This is a genomic window from Marinomonas rhodophyticola (assembly GCF_026113935.1).
In the GTDB taxonomy this organism is placed as follows: domain Bacteria; phylum Pseudomonadota; class Gammaproteobacteria; order Pseudomonadales; family Marinomonadaceae; genus Marinomonas; species Marinomonas rhodophyticola.
Map to the genome: position 1 here is coordinate 1,013,680 of NZ_JAPEUL010000007.1, position 17,230 is coordinate 1,030,909.

A 17,230-nucleotide genomic window follows, 5' to 3' on the forward strand; every position below is an offset into this window, starting at 1 on the left:
AAGGAGCTTTTGTAAGCTCCTTTTTATTTAAGCGCTCGTTGCGGGAAAGAAGGGTTATACTTTATTTACTGCCCAAGTCGCTTTCTGGTGTCACTGCTGTTGCGAGATGGCCTGTTCCAATTCAATCGGTTCAAAGTATATTAAAGTGCCTATGGTTGGATGGTCTAAATAGTTGACCTTTTTGCTAGCGGTTCTATTGTTTTGGCGTAATTTAAGTACCGATGTAGGCGTTACTTCTGCCGAGCTGGCTGTTGTGGGTGCGATTGGTTGCGGCGTACTGTTTTTGTCCTGAGGTGTAGAAGCTGTTTGTTGAGCGCGGCCAAACAAATAATGCTGATAGCGTATGTCAGACTCCAAATATCGCCCTAGAGTGATAGCGATATTGCCAGTTAACACTGGGTAACCATTTACGTTTTGTTGGCTGACGAAACTTTTGTTGATGGTGTCACCTGGCTGCTTAAAGATAAGCGTCCATTTTTGGTTAGCAAGTATCTTTACCTGACGACCCAGTCTATTGCCAAATGGCGATGCCTGGTTGCTGTTAAGTGTGTTTCCTGCGACGTCATTGGGTGCTGGAAAACGAACAAGTCGGTCAGTTGGTAAGATGTTTTTGTAACTCACTTGTTCACTTGACTGGCCTTCAGGCCACATAAAGGTAACCACATAGGCCTCATAGGCCTTGGCAGTATTCGGATCGAAGCGGTTGTCAGCCGCATAAACGCCACTGGTTAACAGCGTTAAGGATAATAAATTACAAATTAAGGCTCTCAATGTAATAATTCCAAAGTCATTGTTGTGTGCTGGAAGCGCTCTTCTGCGCTGTTCATTGATACTAAAAACTTCAAGGTGTCAGAGCCTGCGAGTTTATAAACATCTGGCTTTGTTTGAATGAGTTTAATCAATTTCATCGGATCAACTGGCGTTTTGCTGTTGAAGATGATTTTACCTTCTTTTGCGTTGACTTCAATTTTATTAATGCCAAGGCTTTCTGCCTTGAGTTTCAGCTCAGTTTGGCGGAATAGGTTTTTGGTAGCATCAGGCAGTAGCCCAAAGCGGTCAATCATTTCCACTTGTAGGTCTTTCAGTTCGTCACTGGCTTTCGCGCTGGCAATGCGTTTATACAGAATCAGGCGTGAATGTACATCGCCTAAGTAATCTTCTGGTATCAGCGCGGGGACCCGCAAATTCACATCGGTTTGAGCGGGTGAGGTAATATCAATATCAGGCGATTCGCCATTTTTTAATGATTTGACGGCTCTGTCTAGCATGTCCATAAAGAGTGAGAAGCCAACATGTTCAATGTGACCGCTCTGGCCGTCACCTAATAGCTCCCCTGTGCCCCTAATTTCTAGATCGTGAGTGGCCAAAGTGAAGCCAGCTCCTAGCTTGTCGGCGAGCATAATGGCCTCTAAGCGTTTTTCGGCATCACTGGTGACCCTGCGATCATTGGGGGTAAGTAGGTAAGCATAAGCTTGGTGGTGTGATCGACCAACGCGTCCGCGTAATTGATGTAGTTGTGCTAAACCAAATTTATCTGCGCGTTCAATAATGATGGTATTTGCATTCGGTATGTCGATACCCGTTTCTATGATGGTCGAGCAGACGAGTACGTTGGCGCGTTTGTGATAAAAGTCAGACATCACTTGTTCCAGTTCTCTTTCACGCATTTGCCCATGGCCCACAATGACACGAGCTTCTGGAATGAGTGCTTCTAATTCTTCCGCCGCTTTCTGAATAGTTTGCACTTCATTGTGTAAATAATAAACCTGCCCGCCGCGATGCAATTCACGCAATATGGCTTCTTTGATTTGGTGCTCGTCTTTCTGTTTGACAAAGGTTTTTACAGATAAGCGTTTTGCTGGAGGTGTGGCGATGATGGATAAATCGCGAATACCCGATAAAGACATATTTAATGTTCGGGGAATGGGGGTCGCTGTGAGAGTCAGTATGTCAACTTCCGCTCTTAAGGCTTTAAATTGTTCTTTCTGTTTGACACCAAAGCGGTGCTCTTCGTCAATAATAACCAAGCCCAAATTGGCAAACTTAATATCACTTTGAATCAGTTTATGCGTGCCGACAACAATATCGGCTTTGCCTGATTCTAGTCGATCAATTGAGGTATTGGATTGCTTGCCAGACCGAAAACGAGATAGAAATTCGATTTCTACCGGCCAATCAGCAAATCGGTCACAAAAGTTTTCATAGTGCTGTTGGGCGAGTAGGGTGGTTGGTACGAGGACAGCCACTTGTTTGCCATCTTGCACTGCAAGAAAGGCTGCTCTCATAGCGACTTCTGTTTTGCCAAAACCAACATCGCCGCATACCAAGCGGTCCATCGGTTTTTTTGTTGACATGTCACGCATAACGGCATCAATGGCCATTTGTTGATCTGGGGTTTCTTCAAATGGGAAGCCCGCAGCAAATAGCTCATACTGATCGTCTGGTTTGGCAAAGGCATGACCTACTCTGGCTTCGCGCTTGGCGTATATTTCTAGCAATTCTGCTGCGGTATCGCGTGCTTTTTCGGCGGCTTTTTGCTTTGCAATGCTCCATTTGTCAGTACCGAGTTTATGCAATGGCGCGGTGTCTTCGTCTGCGCCTGTGTAGCGCGAAATCAACTGCAATGAGGAGACGGGAACATAGAGTTTTGCGTCATTGGCATAGCCAAGAGTGAGTAGTTCTGTTTCTTGCCCATCGATCTCTAAGTTGGTTAATCCAAGATAGCGACCTACGCCATGGTCGATATGAACTACGGGTGCGTTTAATCTCAATTCAGTGAGATTGCGAATAATAGCGTCTTCGCTAATAGTGTTTTGTTTATTGCGTCGACGATGCTGAGAAACGCGCTCGCCTAGTATTTCGCTTTCAGGAATGAGTGCTAATTCATTGTTGATGATGAAGCCGCGACCAATGTTGCCCTCTGTGATGGCAAGCGATTTGGTCGATTTTGTGAAGGCTTCCCAACTTTCAACCTGTTTAGGTTTAATGTTGTACTTTTTGAGTAAGTCGAGTAGAGCCTCTCGCCGACCGGCAGACTCAGCCACTATGAGCACTCTTGCTGTAGTGTTGGCAAGAAAAATGCTGTAATTTGCTTAGTGGTTGCTCGGCTCGGGAGTCAATTTTTACCACATCAAGCGCGCTGTAGGCGGGGTGCTCACCGTCGGCAGAAAAAATAATGTTGGCATATTGGTTGAGTTTCGCAAACAGCTCGTCTTCTCTTAAGCAAATTTCATCGGGCTTTAAAATGGGGCGTTCAATATTGTAATTGAGTGACTCGTGACGGCTGCGGAAGTCGAGTTTAATACTGGCAAATTGATCATTAAAATTATCTGAGCGTATGATGAGTGTCTCATCGGGCAGATAGTCGAATACGCTGGCCGTTTGTTCAAAAAACAAAGGTAGATAGTATTCTACACCTGCAGGGATAATGCCGCTGGAAATGTCTTGGTAAATAGGGCTAGAAAGCGGGTTGGTGTCAAAACGCTCTCTAAACGCTTGGCGAAATTGCTGGATACCTTGGGCTGTGGTTGGAAATTCTTTTGCGGGCAGCATTTTTATTTCTGTTACTTTATTGATGCTGCGCTGAGTTTCTGGGTCGAACCAGCGTATAGAGTCGATGTCGTTATCAAACCAGTCTATACGAATAGGGTTGTCCGCCCCCATTGGGTACACATCCATTAATGCCCCGCGAATGGCATATTCGCCATGCTCGTGGACATTTTCTACGTTTAGGTAGCCTGCGTTCGTGAGTTTGCGAGATAAGTCTTCAAGAGGCAGTTCTTGCCCTTCTTTTAAATGAAAGCGCTGTGCATCTAAGTGTTGCTTAGGGCATAAGCGAGTTAAGCAAGACGCCACGGTTGTCAGGACTATTGGGTTCTTGGTTTCAGTCAGCTTCGCTAATGTTTCTAGACGTTGGGAAATGATGTCTTGGTGTGGCGAAAAGGCGTCATATGGCAGGGTTTCCCAGTCACTGAATCGGAGTATTTCGTGTTTATTTTGATTCAGAAACAGTATTTCATCTTCAAGCTCATTTAGTTCGGCAACCGTATTGGCCATAAAGAGAATAGGGCGTTTATGTTGAGCGGCAATGGCTAGCAACTGCAGGGCTTTACGACTGCCATCTAAACCATTAATTAAGTTTTTGAAGCCGGGCTTTAGGGTGATTGAAACGGTTTCTGACATGTTAGGCTTATTGATCTCTAGTGGCGGACAGTGTTAATGAAACAGAGTCGGCGAAACGCAATGCATGTGGTTTTGCCACTTCCACTTTCGCAAAAGTAACATGGTTTGAAGACATACACAGTTCCAGTAGGTCTGCGGTTAATTTTTCAAGCAGTAAAAAACGATTGTTTTCAGTATGGGCAATCATTTCTTTGCAAATGGTTCGGTAGTTTACCGCATTTTCTACGTTGTCTGTGTCATAGGCTTGGGAGGCTGGGTAGTGTATCCAAGCATTAATGACAACGTCCTGTTTGTTCTGTTTTTCCGATTCATTGAATCCAATATAGGTTCTTAAACGTAAGTTTTTAATATGAATTTGAGCTTCTGGTTTGATCATAGGTTTGCTTCCGTGTTTTGAGCCTATTCATTTGTTAGGCGATATTGTGTCGTTTTCAATAAGATATGGCAACCGACTAAAGTACGGCTGATCTTCCTATTTGGATTGCCTAGCTTTGATTTAATTTGCCAAGGCGGTTTGAGTGAGCTGGATTGTCACTCATCATGTAATAAAATAACAAAAAAAAGTATTTTTTATGGCTGCACGTCAATGAATAAGGAGCAAGTTGTGCTTTTAAGTAAAAGTTGGTGCTTAAAGTCCGCTTCATGAGCTGGTCAATGGGGGGAATGATCTTTATAATACGTCGGTTTTTTGGTGAAGTGAGTTTGTGTTTTACAATTATCTTAAGATTGATTGTTCGCTCGTGCATGTTTTCCCGGAGGGGGTGTGAGCATTACACATTACGCTTTTTGTGTTCAATTTATTGTTGGGCAGAACATATGTATAAAATTACAAAAGGCCTAGATCTACCGATCTCAGGTGCTCCCAATCAAGTGATTGAGACGGCCGCTGCGGTGAAAGCAGTGGCTGTGATTGGTCCAGACTATCATGGAATGAAACCCACCATGTTGGTCAAGGAAGGGGATAAGGTCAAGAAAGGTCAAGTCATCTTTACGGATAAGAAGACGGAAGGCGTGAAGTACACGGCTCCTGCCTCTGGAACCGTTGCTGCGATCAATCGTGGTGAAAGACGTGTCTTTCAATCATTAATTATTAATGTTGAGGGCGATGAGTCTGAAACTTTCGCCTCTTACTCTGGTTCTGAATTGAAGTCTTTAGAGCGTAGTAAGGTGGTTGATAATTTGGTCGAATCGGGTTTGTGGACTGCGTTCCGTACTCGTCCATTTTCAAAAGTGCCCGAAGTGGCGTCCGTTCCGAACTCTATTTTTGTGACGGCGATGGATACCAATCCATTGGCTGCTTCTCCTGAAGTCGTTTTGGCTGATCAAGCTGAAGCCTTTGCTGATGGTCTTACTGTGCTAACGCGTTTAACGGAAGGTAAGGTCTTTGTTTGTAAAGCAGCGGGTGCAAAGATTCCAACAACATCTGATGTGACGGTTGAAGAGTTTGCTGGTATACACCCAGCAGGTCTTGCTGGTACTCACATACATTTCCTTGATCCAGTTAGTGATAAAAAGACGGTTTGGTCTATTAACTATCAAGACGTTGTAGCGGTTGGTAAGTTATTCGTTACGGGTGAGTTAAGTGTTGAGCGAGTGGTTTCTTTAGCGGGTCCACAAGTTAAAAAGCCTCGTTTGGTTCGTACTCAAGTTGGCGCAAGCCTCGATAACTTGTTGTCGGGTGAGTTGGCTGATGGCGAGAATCGAGTGGTTTCTGGATCTGTGCTTTCTGGTCGTGCCGCGAAAGGGCCTTACGCCTTTTTAGGTCGTTACCATAATCAGGTGTCTGTGCTGTTGGAAGGTCGTGAGCGTCAAATGATGCATTATCTTCGTGCTGGCGTAGAAAAGCATTCTATTATGAATGTGTTCTTATCTAAGCTGACAGGAAAGAAATCTTTCGATATGACCACCACGACAAATGGTAGTGATCGTACTATGTTGCCGCTTGGTAACTTTGAACGCGTAATGCCACTGGATATCCTTCCTACACAATTGCTACGTGCTTTGGTTGTGAACGATACAGAACAAGCTCAGAAGCTTGGTGCGCTTGAATTGGACGAAGAAGATTTGGCTTTGTGTACTTACAGTTGCTCAGGTAAGTTCGAATATGGCCCGATCCTTCGGGATTGCCTAACTCTAATAGAGAAAGAGGGTTGATTCATGGGGCTTAGAAAAGTACTTGATAAAATCGAGCCTGAATTTCATTCAGGTGGAAAATATGAAAAGTGGTACGCGCTTTACGAAGCGGTAGATACTATTTTTTACCGTCCAAGCTCAGTAACTAAAAATGGTTCCCATGTTCGTGATGCGGTGGATATGAAGCGCATTATGATTTTGGTTTGGATGTGTACATTTCCAGCCATGTTTTTTGGTATGTACAACATTGGTTTTCAAGCCAATACCGCTATGGATGCCATGGGCGTTACAGCGGGAGATTCTTGGCGCCACGGCATCATTGGTAGTTTAACTAATTATGATGCTTCCAGCATATGGGATAACATGATTTACGGCGCAATGTACTTTTTGCCTGTTTATCTTGTGACTTTCGTTGTAGGTGGTTTCTGGGAAGTATTGTTTGCGTCTGTACGTAAACATGAAGTTAACGAAGGTTTCTTTGTTACCTCAATCTTGTTCTCCTTATCTTTGCCTGCGACTGTACCTTTATGGCAAGTCGCTTTGGGTATCACCTTTGGTGTGGTATTGGCGAAAGAGGTGTTCGGTGGAACGGGTAAAAACTTCCTCAACCCAGCGTTGGCTGGCCGTGCCTTTTTGTTCTTTGCGTACCCAGCCTCTATGTCTGGTGATGCAGTTTGGACAGCGGTTGATGGTTTTTCTGGTGCAACAGCGCTTAGCCAATTGGCTGCGGATGGTGTTCCTGGTCTAACGGTTGCTTGGTCTGATGCGTTTTTTGGATTTATCCAAGGCTCAATGGGTGAGACATCGACACTGGCTATCTTGATTGGCGGTGGTGCTTTACTGATCATGCGAATTGCCGCATGGCGTATTGTGGCTGGTGTTATGTTAGGTATGGTTTTGACTTCTGGATTGTTGAACTTCATTGGCTCCGATACCAATCCTATGTTTGCAACGCCGTGGTACTGGCATCTTGTCTTGGGTGGTTTTGCCTTTGGTATGATGTACATGGCAACCGACCCAGTGTCTGCATCAATGACGAATCGAGGTAAATGGTTCTACGGAGCATTGATTGGTTTGATGGTTGTGTTGATTCGTGTTGTTAACCCTGCTTACCCTGAGGGTATGATGTTGGCAATTTTGTTCGCGAATTTGTTTGCGCCATTTATTGACCACTTTGTTGTTCAGGCGAACATTAAACGGAGGATTGCACGCAATGGCTAGCAGTAACGATAGTATTAAAAAGACCATTATAGTTGCTTTATCTTTGTGTTTGGTTTGTTCTATTTTTGTTGCTGCTGCAGCGGTAGGTCTTAAGCCTATACAGAACACCAATAAAGATTTAGACCGTAAACGTAACATTCTGTCGGCGGCTGGCATGCTTGAGCCAGGCAAGTCTGTGGACGAGATTTTCGAGACGGTTGAAACGCGTATTGTTAACTTGCAAACAGGTACATTCGCTACGCAAGAGGAATTGAAAGAGGCTAATATCAATGTAGCGACTTTCAATCAGCAGGCTGCTGCTAAAGATCCTAACTTGTCTATTGCTCTAAAAGCTGAGGAAGATCCAGCGAGTATCAAGCGCCGTGCAAATTTTTCGGCGGTTTATCTTGTTAAATCGGGCGATACGATTGAACGTATCATTCTTCCAGTTCATGGATATGGCCTATGGTCAACCATGTATGGTTTTATGGCTTTGCAGAGCGACTTTAATACAGTGCTAGGCTTTGGTTTTTACGACCAAGGTGAAACTCCAGGGTTGGGTGGCGAAGTAGATAACCCTAACTGGAAGGCTTTGTGGAAAGGTAAGAAAGTATACAACGACGAAGGTGAAGCGGTTATTCAACTTGCTAAAGGTGGTGTAGACAGTTCTGATCCTAAGGCAATGTATAAAGTAGATGGCCTATCTGGTGCAACATTGACAAGTCGTGGGGTGACTCATCTTGTTCAATACTGGTTGGGCGAAGAAGGTTTTGGACCATTCTTGTCACAGCTACGTAGTGAAGGAGTTCAATAATGTCTGATGTGAAAAAAGTCCTCTTTGGGCCGATTCTTGCGAACAACCCAATAGCCTTGCAGATATTGGGTATTTGTTCCGCATTGGCGGTGACGAGTAGTTTGAGTGTTAGTTTGGTTATGGCGATCGCTTTGACCTTAGTAACGGCTTTCTCTAGCTTCTTTATTGCGATTATTCGTAATCATATACCGAACAGTATTCGTATTATCGTACAGATGATCATTATCGCTTCATTGGTAATTGTGGTTGATCAGATTCTGAAGGCGTTTGCTTTCGAAATCAGTAAGCAGTTATCAGTGTTTGTAGGTCTTATCATTACAAACTGTATCGTTATGGGACGTGCTGAAGCATTTGCCATGAAAAACGGACCTGTAATGAGTTTTGTTGACGGTATTGGTAACGGTTTAGGCTACAGTGCGATGTTGATCGTCGTGGCGTTTTTCCGTGAGCTGTTTGGTGCTGGTAAATTGTTTGGTGTTGAGATTTTTGCGACGGTTCAAAATGGCGGTTGGTATCAACCGAATGGTTTGATGTTGCTTCCACCGAGTGCATTCTTCGTAATTGGCTTGGTTATATGGGCTTTACGCGCTTATAAGAAAGAGCAGGTTGAAGCGCCAGAGTTTAAAATTGCGGCAAATTCTCGTTCTCAGGAGGCGCTATAAATGGAACATTTAATCAGTCTGTTTATTAAGGCCGTTTTTGTTGAAAACATGGCATTGGCATTCTTCCTAGGTATGTGTACTTTTTTAGCATTGTCTAAAAAAGTAGAGACAGCAATAGGTTTGGGTATTGCCGTTGTGGTTGTTTTGGCGATTACCGTGCCACTGAACAACTTGTTGTATCAAAATCTTTTGGCAGATGGTGCTCTTGAGTGGGCCGGTTTGGGTGGTGTTGATTTAAGCTTTCTAGGTTTGTTGAGCTACATTGGTGTTATCGCTGCTGTGGTTCAGATACTAGAGATGACACTAGACAAGTACATGCCTGCTTTGTACAACGCACTGGGCGTTTTCTTGCCGTTGATTACAGTAAACTGTGCCATCATGGGGGCTTCTTTATTCATGGTGGAACGAGACTATAACTTCAGTGAAAGTCTTGTTTACGGTGTGGGTGCTGGTGTTGGTTGGGCGCTCGCTATCGCTGCCCTAGCTGGTATTCGGGAGAAACTTAAATATTCAGACGTTCCTGCAGGGTTGCGTGGTCTTGGTATCACTTTTATCACTGTTGGTCTGATGAGTTTAGGTTTTATGTCATTTTCGGGTGTGCAGCTTTAATCGGCCGCACATTTAGACAACCAAGAATAAGGTTTAACTAACATGGTCAACTTAGAAATTATTCTAGGTGTGGTGATGTTCACGGCTATCGTGCTTGCGTTAGTGGCAATTATCCTTGCTGCTCGTGCACGCTTGGTAAGTACTGGTGACGTTACAATCCGCATCAATGGTGAAAAAGAAGTGACTGCGCCCGCAGGTGGTAAGTTGCTTCAAACATTAGCAAATAGTGGCATCTTCCTATCGTCCGCATGCGGTGGTGGTGGTACTTGTGCTCAGTGTAAATGTAAGGTTATGAGTGGTGGTGGCTCTATGCTTTCCACTGAGCAATCTCACTTCACGCGTCGTGATGAAAAAGAAGGTTACCGTCTATCTTGTCAGGTTTCTGTGAAACAGGATATGGATGTGGAGGTGCCTGAAGAGGTGTTTGGTGTTAAAGCATGGGAATGTACAGTTGAGTCTAACCCTAACGTAGCGACCTTTATCAAAGAGTTGACGTTAAGATTGCCTGAAGGCGAAAACGTAAACTTCCGTGCTGGTGGTTATGTTCAATTGGAAGCGCCTGCCCACACTGTGCATTATAAAGATTTTGATATCGAAGAAGAATATCGCGGAGATTGGGATAAGTTTAATCTTTGGAAGTTTGTTTCTAAGGTGGATGAAACTGTTATTCGTGCTTATTCGATGGCTAACTACCCTGAAGAAAGGGGCATTGTTAAGTTCAATATTCGTATTGCTTCTCCGCCTCCAGGTAAAGATGATTTACCTCCAGGTCAAATGTCATCTTATGTGTTCAGCCTTAAGCCAGGCGATAAGATCAAAGTATACGGTCCTTTTGGTGAGTTCTTCGCTAAAGACACAGACGCTGAAATGGTGTTTGTAGGGGGTGGTGCGGGTATGGCGCCAATGCGCTCTCATATTTTCGATCAGCTTAAGCGTTTGAATTCTAAGCGTAAAATTTCTTTCTGGTATGGGGACTTGTAGTGTTCGAGAAGCATTCTATGTGGAAGAATATGATAAGCTTCAGGAAGAAAATGAAAACTTTGAATGGCATTTGGCTCTCTCAGATCCTCAACCTGAAGATAACTGGGAAGGCAAAACTGGGTTTATTCATAATGTTCTTTATGAAAGTTATCTAAAAGATCACCCAGCGCCAGAAGATTGTGAGTTCTACATGTGTGGACCTCCAATGATGAACGCATCTGTAATCAAGATGTTAGAAGACCTAGGCGTCGAAAAAGAAAACATTTTGCTTGATGATTTCGGTGGCTAGCACCTGATAAAGACCCACCCTCTGGTGGGTCTTTGTTTTATTGGCTATAACAAAGACTCTTTATGCGTAAAAAAATACTGTTCCCAGTTTTCCTGCTTATTATTGTTGCCGTTTTTTATAGACTTTCTGTGTTTACCCCAGAATTGGTGAGTTTCTCTGGTCCTACAATGGGGACAACTTATACGGTTAAATTTTATACCACGGAAGAGGTGAAAAACCCTTGGGATCTAAAAGATGACGTTGATGCCGTGTTGGTGAGAGTGAATAAGCTCATGTCAACCTATGACCCAAATTCTGAACTGTCTGAATTTAATGCGTTATCGGCAGGACAGTCATTTACGGTGAGCGAGGAGATGGCTTACGTTATTGATAAAGCTTTGCTTTTAAGTCGTATGACCGATGGTGAGTATGATGTGACTATTGGTCCTTTGGTGAATCTCTGGGGATTTGGTCCTGGAAAGCGAGAAGATAAGGTACCAACGGACGTTGAGATAGAAGCGGCTAAATCGAGAGTGGGTTATCAATTTTTAACGCTTGATGGTCTTCGTTTGAGCAAAGAAAAAGATATTTATGTGGATTTGTCATCCATTGCAAAAGGATATGGCGTGGATGCTGTAGCTAAAGTTTTGCAAGACAAAGGAATTGAAAGCTACTTGGTTGAAGTGGGTGGTGAAATTTCGTCAAAAGGGGTTAAGCCGGATGGTTCGCCTTGGCGCGTGGGTATTGAAAGTCCAGCTGGCGGTCATAACATTGCTGAGAGAATTATAGATGTAACCAATATAGCGTTGGCGACATCGGGGGATTATCGAAATTATTTTGAACAAAATGGTGTGCGTTATTCCCATACTATAAGTCCGCTTACTGGAAGGCCGATTACACACCGTTTGGTATCTGTTACTGTAGTGGATACAACCACAACGATGGCTGATGGATTGGCAACGGCCATTACGGTGCTTGGGCCAGAAAAAGGCTATGAATTTGCACAAGAGAACGGTATTGCCGCTTATTTGCTGGTGAAAACGGATTTTGGTTTTGAAGAGCGTCCGTCTGATGCCTTTAAGTCCTACTTAAAGTAGGCGAGCTATTTTTTGTATTTTTTATAGGAGAAAAGTCATGTTGACGATTGTTTTAGCATTTGTCCTTATGCTTTTGTTGGTTACTGCTATGTCTGTTGGTGTTTTGATGGGAAGAAAGCCCATTTCTGGCTCGTGCGGTGGTATGAGCGCATTGGGTATGGAAGTGGCTTGTGATATTTGTGGTGGCGATAAAGGTAAGTGTGAAAAAGAGACAAAAAAGAATGCAGCCGAGAAAGTCTCTGATGACACATTTTATGACGCAACGAAATAATTGAACAGTGAAGAGGGTGTTATGACAACAAGACATTATGATGTTGTGGTTTTGGGTACGGAGCTCTGCGGGAGAAGGCGCAGCAATGAGTGCCGCAAAGGCAGGCAAAAAAGTGGCGGTTATTGAAGCCAGTTCACAAGTCGGCGGAAGTTGTACGCATTTAGGGACTATTCCATCAAAAGCATTGCGTCATGCTGTTAAAGAGATTATTGCCTTTAACACCAATCCTATGTTTCGTGATATTGGTGAGCCTCGTTGGTTTTCGTTCCCGAAAGTTTTAGACCGAGCGAACCGAGTTATTGATAAACAGGTTATGGGGCGTACTGAGTATTATGCACGCAATCGAATTGATATTTATTTTGGACGCGGTAAGTTCAAAGATGTGAACACCATCGAAGTAAATACTTATGAAAAAGGGCCTGAATTACTAGTGGCCAAAAAAGTGGTGATCGCTACGGGTTCTCGTCCATATCGACCAGCAAATATTGATTTTTCCCATCCTCGTATATACTGCTCAGATACTATTTTAAGTTTAAGTCATACTCCTCGTTCTTTGATTATTTATGGTGCGGGCGTCATTGGCTGTGAATACGCGTCGATTTTTTGTGGATTGGGCGTTAGAGTTGAACTGATTAACCCGGCGAAAAAATTATTGAGTTTCTTAGATGACGAGATTACTGATGCCTTGAGTTATCACCTTCGTGATGGTGGTGTGCTGATTCGTCATAATGAAACTTATGATTCTGTTGAGACAACTGAGCGTGGCGTTGTGATGCATATGGCGTCAGGTAAGAAGATACGTGCTGATGCATTGCTATTTTGTAACGGACGTTCTGGTAATACCGACAATTTGGGCTTAGAGGCTATCGGCTTAGAGGCCAATGCACGCGGTCAGTTAGCGGTAAATGACACTTATCAAACTCAAGTTGAGAGTGTTTATGCGGCTGGTGATGTCATTGGTTGGCCAAGTTTGGCAAGTGCTGCTTACGATCAAGGGCGTGCAGCGGCAGCTAATATGTTTGGTCTTGCGGGTGGCGAGTTCATTAGTGAAGTGCCGACAGGTATCTACACTATTCCTGAGATCAGTTCTGTTGGTAAAACAGAGTCTGAATTGACGGCTGAAAAAGTGCCTTATGAAGTGGGTCGGGCTTTCTTTAAAAACACCGCTCGTGCACAAATCACGGGCGAAGCAGTAGGGATGTTGAAAATACTGTTTCATCGTGAGTCGCTAGAGTTATTAGGGATTCATTGTTTTGGTGACCAAGCATCAGAGATTGTTCATATCGGACAAGCTATTATGAAGCAGCCAGGCAAGCAGAATACTTTGAAGTATTTTTTGAATACTACGTTTAACTATCCGACCATGGCTGAGGCTTATCGTGTCGCGGCGTTAAATGGCTTCAACCGAGTGTTCTAAGTGCACAGAGTCTGTTAGACAGAGTGTGAAATAAAAATGCCCACTTCAAAGGTGGGCATTTTTTTATCTATGATTTATCGTTTAATTAGCATGTGATGTAAGGATGTCTTGATAGGCTTAGCTGTCTTTGATGGCGTAAATACCTTTAAGGTTTCTGAAAAAACCTTTGTAATCCATGCCATAACCAAATAAAAATCTATCTGCTACCTCTGTACCAATATAATCGGGTGTCATATTTGTTTTGCGGTCGTGCAGTTTGTTGATCACGGTGGCTGTGTATACGCTGCTGCTTCCCTGTTGTTCCAGCCATTCTACGATAGCTTGGAGCGTATGACCTTGGTCGAAAATATCGTCAATGACCAATATGTGTCTATTTTTCAGGCTGGTTTGCGGGTAGCTTAGCCAGTTTAGAGAAGCGCCTTCGGTTTCCATTCCGTACCTTGTCGCATGGATATAGTCTAATTCTAATGGAAAATGCAAACGTTCTATTAAAGCAGCTGTTGGGATTAATCCGCCGTTCATCACACACAGAACAAGGGGCATTTTATCCGCGAGATCGGCAGAAATCTGAGATGCCATTTTATCAAGGGCTTCATTGAGTTTTACTTCGTCGACTAAGCAATCCGCTTCATCTAAAATTTTGTTTAGGTCGTTGATTGTATTTGTCATGGTAAGCCCTGTTGTGAAAAAATTTTGCGGGATTTTACATTAATCCTGACCAGATGCTAAGTTTTTCTGTTGAGAAGTGTGCTTTATGTTATGTAGCGTGGCACATAGGCAGATTGAGGCGAGTACAATAAGCCACGAGCTTTGCAGCCACACAAGAAAAATAGGTATGGCCGCAAAAGCACCGTAAACAACTTGATAGCCTGCAAAAAACTGCGCGAACGAGCCGAACAGGGTATTTAATAAGTATAGGCCCACGCTGCCAGCCAAAGCCGAGATGGCTGCCCATTTTGCGGATACTTCAGCATTCGGTGTTAAAAAATTCAGTGTAAACAGCATGAAGAAATAGAGAATGATGCTGCCAAGTTCCAATAAATTATCAAGCCAAGCATTTGTTTGTACTCCATATATCTGCATGGATATAAGTGTGCCGTATAGACTTAATGACGAGGCAAAAATAATGGGACCCAGTGTGAGAATAGCCCAGTAAGTAAGTAGTCTTTCCCTGATTTTCCGGGCTTTTTTAATTTCCCAGATCGATTGAACACTGCTTTCAAAGCTGTTGAGCAATAATAGGGCGGTGACAAATAGGGCGATTAGGCCTGCCAATGGGAGGTTTTTCGTTTGCGCTGAAAACTTAATGAGATAAGGCATCATGATGTCACTGGAGCCTGGTGCAAGATGCTGCTCAATTAATTTAAATAATTGTGTTTGCATTGACTCAAGGGCAGGTGTGAAGCTCAGTATTCCTACAATGATGGTGATGATAGGGACAGCTGCTAATAGACTCGATAGCGTGAGTTGCGCCGCCTTTTGTGACAGGTTGCTGTTTTTGAACCTTGCAATGGTCAAATATCCATAACGTTTGAAGACAAGGAAAAAATACATAAGGCGTTCAGACATGGTGGTGAAACTCTTTTGATTGAAGTGTTACGATATCATAGCCTGAGATTTTTTCACGGCTTCCAAGCGATTGGATGGTTTTTAGCGCCAAAATTTTTTATTTTTGTCTGACTTATCTTTTGTTTTTTTGCGTCATCTCTTTCACTGTTTGAAATCTGTTCTGCTTATTAGTGTGGTAGTAGGCGAATTTTAAAAAAGATCGATAATCTTCTTTTTAATGCACATTGCACAAACACAGTGCAAGGTGATTCCTTTTGGCGCACTTAGCTTGTTTTTTATCGGGTCTGCTTGTAATATTTAACTCGTTCCTTTTGTGATATTTGTGCTGCGGAGTAGTGAATTTTAACTATTCTCGGTTCCTTGGTTGCAAATAGTCATTTTTAGCCCAGTTTTACTGGGCTTTTTTATGTCTATTGGTTGACGATTGCTATTCCATCCCTATAATAGCCCACCACATGAAATGTAATGAGCATAGTTCCGTTAGCTCAGTTGGATAGAGCAACCGCCTTCTAAGCGGTAGGTCACTGGTTCGAATCCAGTACGGAGCACCATTTCAGTCCATTACTTTAATTAATTTTTATTTAGGTTTTGTTGGCTGGTAATTGAATGTATGTCTTGTTAATGACGAGATTGCCAACAAATTAAAGCAAGTTCCCGAGAGGAAGTTTTATGCAAGTTTCTGTAGAGACAACGTCTCCAATTGAGCGCGTTCTGACAATCAGTGTTCCCGCTGCTCGTGTGGACGAAAAAGTAAATTCTGAAGTGGCTAAAACAGCGAAGACAATTCGCATTGACGGTTTTCGTAAAGGTAAAGTGCCGGTTAGCGTTGTTAAGAAACGTTACGGCCAAGGCATTCGTATAGATGCTGTTGAACAAATCATGCGTGATGCTTACGTTGAAGCGATTCAAAAAGAATCTATTCAACCTGCTGGCATGCCTTCAATTGAACCTAAGAACTTTGCTGAAGGCGCCGACCTTGAGTTTGTTGTTAAGGTAGAAGTATACCCAGAAGTAACATTGGCTGATAACTCTGCGATTAAAGTAGATCGCGTGGTATCAGAAGTGACTGAAGCTGATGTTGATGTCATGCTAGAGACACTACGTAAGCAAAATGCAGAGTGGTCTGCTGTTGAGCGTGAATCTGCTGACGGCGATCAAGTGACGATTGACTTCGTAGGTTACCTAGGTGACGAAGCGTTTGAAGGCGGTGCTGCTCAAGGTCACAAATTGGTATTGAGGCTCTAACACTATGATCCCTGGTTTCGAATCAGGTATTTTGGGTGCTAAAGCAGGTGAAGAACGCACTATCGCTGTGACTTTCCCTGAAGATTACCAAGCAGAGAATTTGAAAGGTAAAGAAGCGACGTTCAAAATTACGGTTTCTGCTGTAGCTGAACAAATTCTTCCTGAGCTTAACGATGCTTTCGTAGAGAAATTTGGTCTAGAAGAAGCGACAGTGGCTGCATTGCGTGCTGAAGTACGCAAAAATATGGAGCGTGAGCTGAATCAAGCGATCAAAGCTAAATTGAAAAATGCCTTGTTCGAAGGTCTAGCTTCAATCAACGAAGTGGAAGTACCTTCTGCTCTTATTGATCAAGAAGTGGATGCACTTCGTAAGCAAGCTGCTCAGCAGTTTGGTGGTCAAGGTTTTGATGCTTCTCAGTTGCCAGCTGAGTTATTCCAAGAAGAAGCCAAAAAACGCGCTAAACTTGGTTTGCTTATCTCTGAAGTAATCAAAAAAGATAACTTGAAAGTGGATAACGACCGTGTTCGTTCTTTCTTAGAAGATATGGCTCAGGCTTATCAAGAGCCACAACAAGTGATTGATTTTTACTTAAAGAACAAAGAACAATTGGCGCAAGTGCAATCTGCTGTACTTGAGGAGCAAGTTGTTGATAAACTGTTGGAATCTCGCCCAAGTTACTGAAGTAACATTGGGATATGAAGACGCTATCAAGCCAAATGCCCGAGCTGAAGAGGCTGGGGAAGAAGCATAAGACGAGTCTTATCTTTTTTAATAAGGTCGA

General features: G+C 43.3%; 11 protein-coding genes, 1 tRNA gene and 4 pseudogenes. 11 read left to right on the forward strand and 5 right to left on the reverse strand.

Translation table 11 applies throughout. The features are described from left to right. Nucleotides 1-90 precede the first annotated feature (90 nt). The 3 genes and pseudogenes from ONZ52_RS13670 to folX form a co-directional block, all read right to left on the reverse strand. Nucleotides 91-771, reverse strand: coding sequence for a CsiV family protein (locus ONZ52_RS13670; RefSeq protein ID WP_265219223.1), 681 nt, complete (start codon nucleotides 769-771; stop codon nucleotides 91-93). Continuing rightward, a pseudogene (gene mfd, locus ONZ52_RS13675) lies at nucleotides 768-4,182 on the reverse strand (transcription-repair coupling factor). Before mfd ends, ONZ52_RS13670 begins: the two are co-directional and overlap by 4 nt. Before the next feature lie 7 nt (nucleotides 4,183-4,189). Further along, the gene (gene folX / locus ONZ52_RS13680) at nucleotides 4,190-4,558 is read right to left on the reverse strand and encodes a dihydroneopterin triphosphate 2'-epimerase (protein ID WP_265219224.1); all 369 of its coding nucleotides are present in this window, start codon (nucleotides 4,556-4,558) and stop codon (nucleotides 4,190-4,192) included. Nucleotides 4,559-4,998: 440 nt separating this feature from the next. Between folX and ONZ52_RS13685 the strand changes: the two genes are divergently transcribed. The 9 genes and pseudogenes from ONZ52_RS13685 to sthA all read left to right on the forward strand — a co-directional run bounded on the left by ONZ52_RS13685 (nucleotide 4,999) and on the right by sthA (nucleotide 13,634). Continuing rightward, complete coding sequence (locus tag ONZ52_RS13685) at nucleotides 4,999-6,336, forward strand: Na(+)-translocating NADH-quinone reductase subunit A (protein ID WP_265219225.1); 1,338 nt, start codon at nucleotides 4,999-5,001, stop codon at nucleotides 6,334-6,336. A 3-nt stretch (nucleotides 6,337-6,339) separates the two neighbouring features. Then, on the forward strand, nucleotides 6,340-7,536 hold the full coding sequence (locus tag ONZ52_RS13690) for an NADH:ubiquinone reductase (Na(+)-transporting) subunit B (RefSeq protein WP_265219226.1): 1,197 nt from the start codon (nucleotides 6,340-6,342) through the stop codon (nucleotides 7,534-7,536). Continuing rightward, complete coding sequence (locus ONZ52_RS13695) at nucleotides 7,529-8,329, forward strand: Na(+)-translocating NADH-quinone reductase subunit C (protein ID WP_265219227.1); 801 nt, start codon at nucleotides 7,529-7,531, stop codon at nucleotides 8,327-8,329. Before ONZ52_RS13690 ends, ONZ52_RS13695 begins: the two co-directional genes overlap by 8 nt. Beyond that, nucleotides 8,329-8,991 (forward strand): NADH:ubiquinone reductase (Na(+)-transporting) subunit D, encoded by a 663-nt coding sequence (locus ONZ52_RS13700; RefSeq protein WP_111607677.1) that lies wholly within the window; start codon nucleotides 8,329-8,331, stop codon nucleotides 8,989-8,991. The genes ONZ52_RS13695 and ONZ52_RS13700 overlap by 1 nt, the downstream gene beginning before the upstream one ends. Beyond that, on the forward strand, nucleotides 8,992-9,600 hold the full coding sequence (gene nqrE / locus ONZ52_RS13705; protein ID WP_111607678.1) for an NADH:ubiquinone reductase (Na(+)-transporting) subunit E: 609 nt from the start codon (nucleotides 8,992-8,994) through the stop codon (nucleotides 9,598-9,600). It begins immediately after the preceding gene. 42 nt (nucleotides 9,601-9,642) lie between these two features. Next, nucleotides 9,643-10,870 (forward strand): annotated as a pseudogene (nqrF, locus tag ONZ52_RS13710) (NADH:ubiquinone reductase (Na(+)-transporting) subunit F). A gap of 62 nt (nucleotides 10,871-10,932) precedes the next feature. Continuing rightward, a complete protein-coding gene (locus ONZ52_RS13715) occupies nucleotides 10,933-11,946 on the forward strand; it encodes an FAD:protein FMN transferase (RefSeq protein ID WP_265219229.1) in 1,014 nt (337 codons plus the stop codon). Between the two features lie 37 nt (nucleotides 11,947-11,983). After that, nucleotides 11,984-12,217, forward strand: a complete 234-nt coding sequence (gene nqrM / locus ONZ52_RS13720; protein ID WP_265219230.1) for a (Na+)-NQR maturation NqrM — start codon at nucleotides 11,984-11,986, stop codon at nucleotides 12,215-12,217. Between the two features lie 21 nt (nucleotides 12,218-12,238). Continuing rightward, a pseudogene (gene sthA, locus ONZ52_RS13725) lies at nucleotides 12,239-13,634 on the forward strand (Si-specific NAD(P)(+) transhydrogenase). Between the two features lie 117 nt (nucleotides 13,635-13,751). On the opposite strand, the gene ONZ52_RS13730 reads toward sthA, so the two are convergent. Together ONZ52_RS13730 and ONZ52_RS13735 are read right to left on the reverse strand one after the other, a co-directional pair. Next, nucleotides 13,752-14,303, reverse strand: a complete 552-nt coding sequence (locus ONZ52_RS13730) for a hypoxanthine-guanine phosphoribosyltransferase (protein WP_265219231.1) — start codon at nucleotides 14,301-14,303, stop codon at nucleotides 13,752-13,754. A gap of 39 nt (nucleotides 14,304-14,342) precedes the next feature. Beyond that, nucleotides 14,343-15,188, reverse strand: a complete 846-nt coding sequence (locus tag ONZ52_RS13735; RefSeq protein WP_265219232.1) for a YihY family inner membrane protein — start codon at nucleotides 15,186-15,188, stop codon at nucleotides 14,343-14,345. 489 nt (nucleotides 15,189-15,677) lie between these two features. On the opposite strand from ONZ52_RS13735, the gene ONZ52_RS13740 reads away from it, so the two are divergent. Further along, nucleotides 15,678-15,754 (forward strand) — tRNA-Arg (locus ONZ52_RS13740). Nucleotides 15,755-15,872: 118 nt separating this feature from the next. Further along, nucleotides 15,873-17,200, forward strand: a pseudogene (gene tig, locus ONZ52_RS13745) (trigger factor). Nucleotides 17,201-17,230 lie beyond the last annotated feature (30 nt).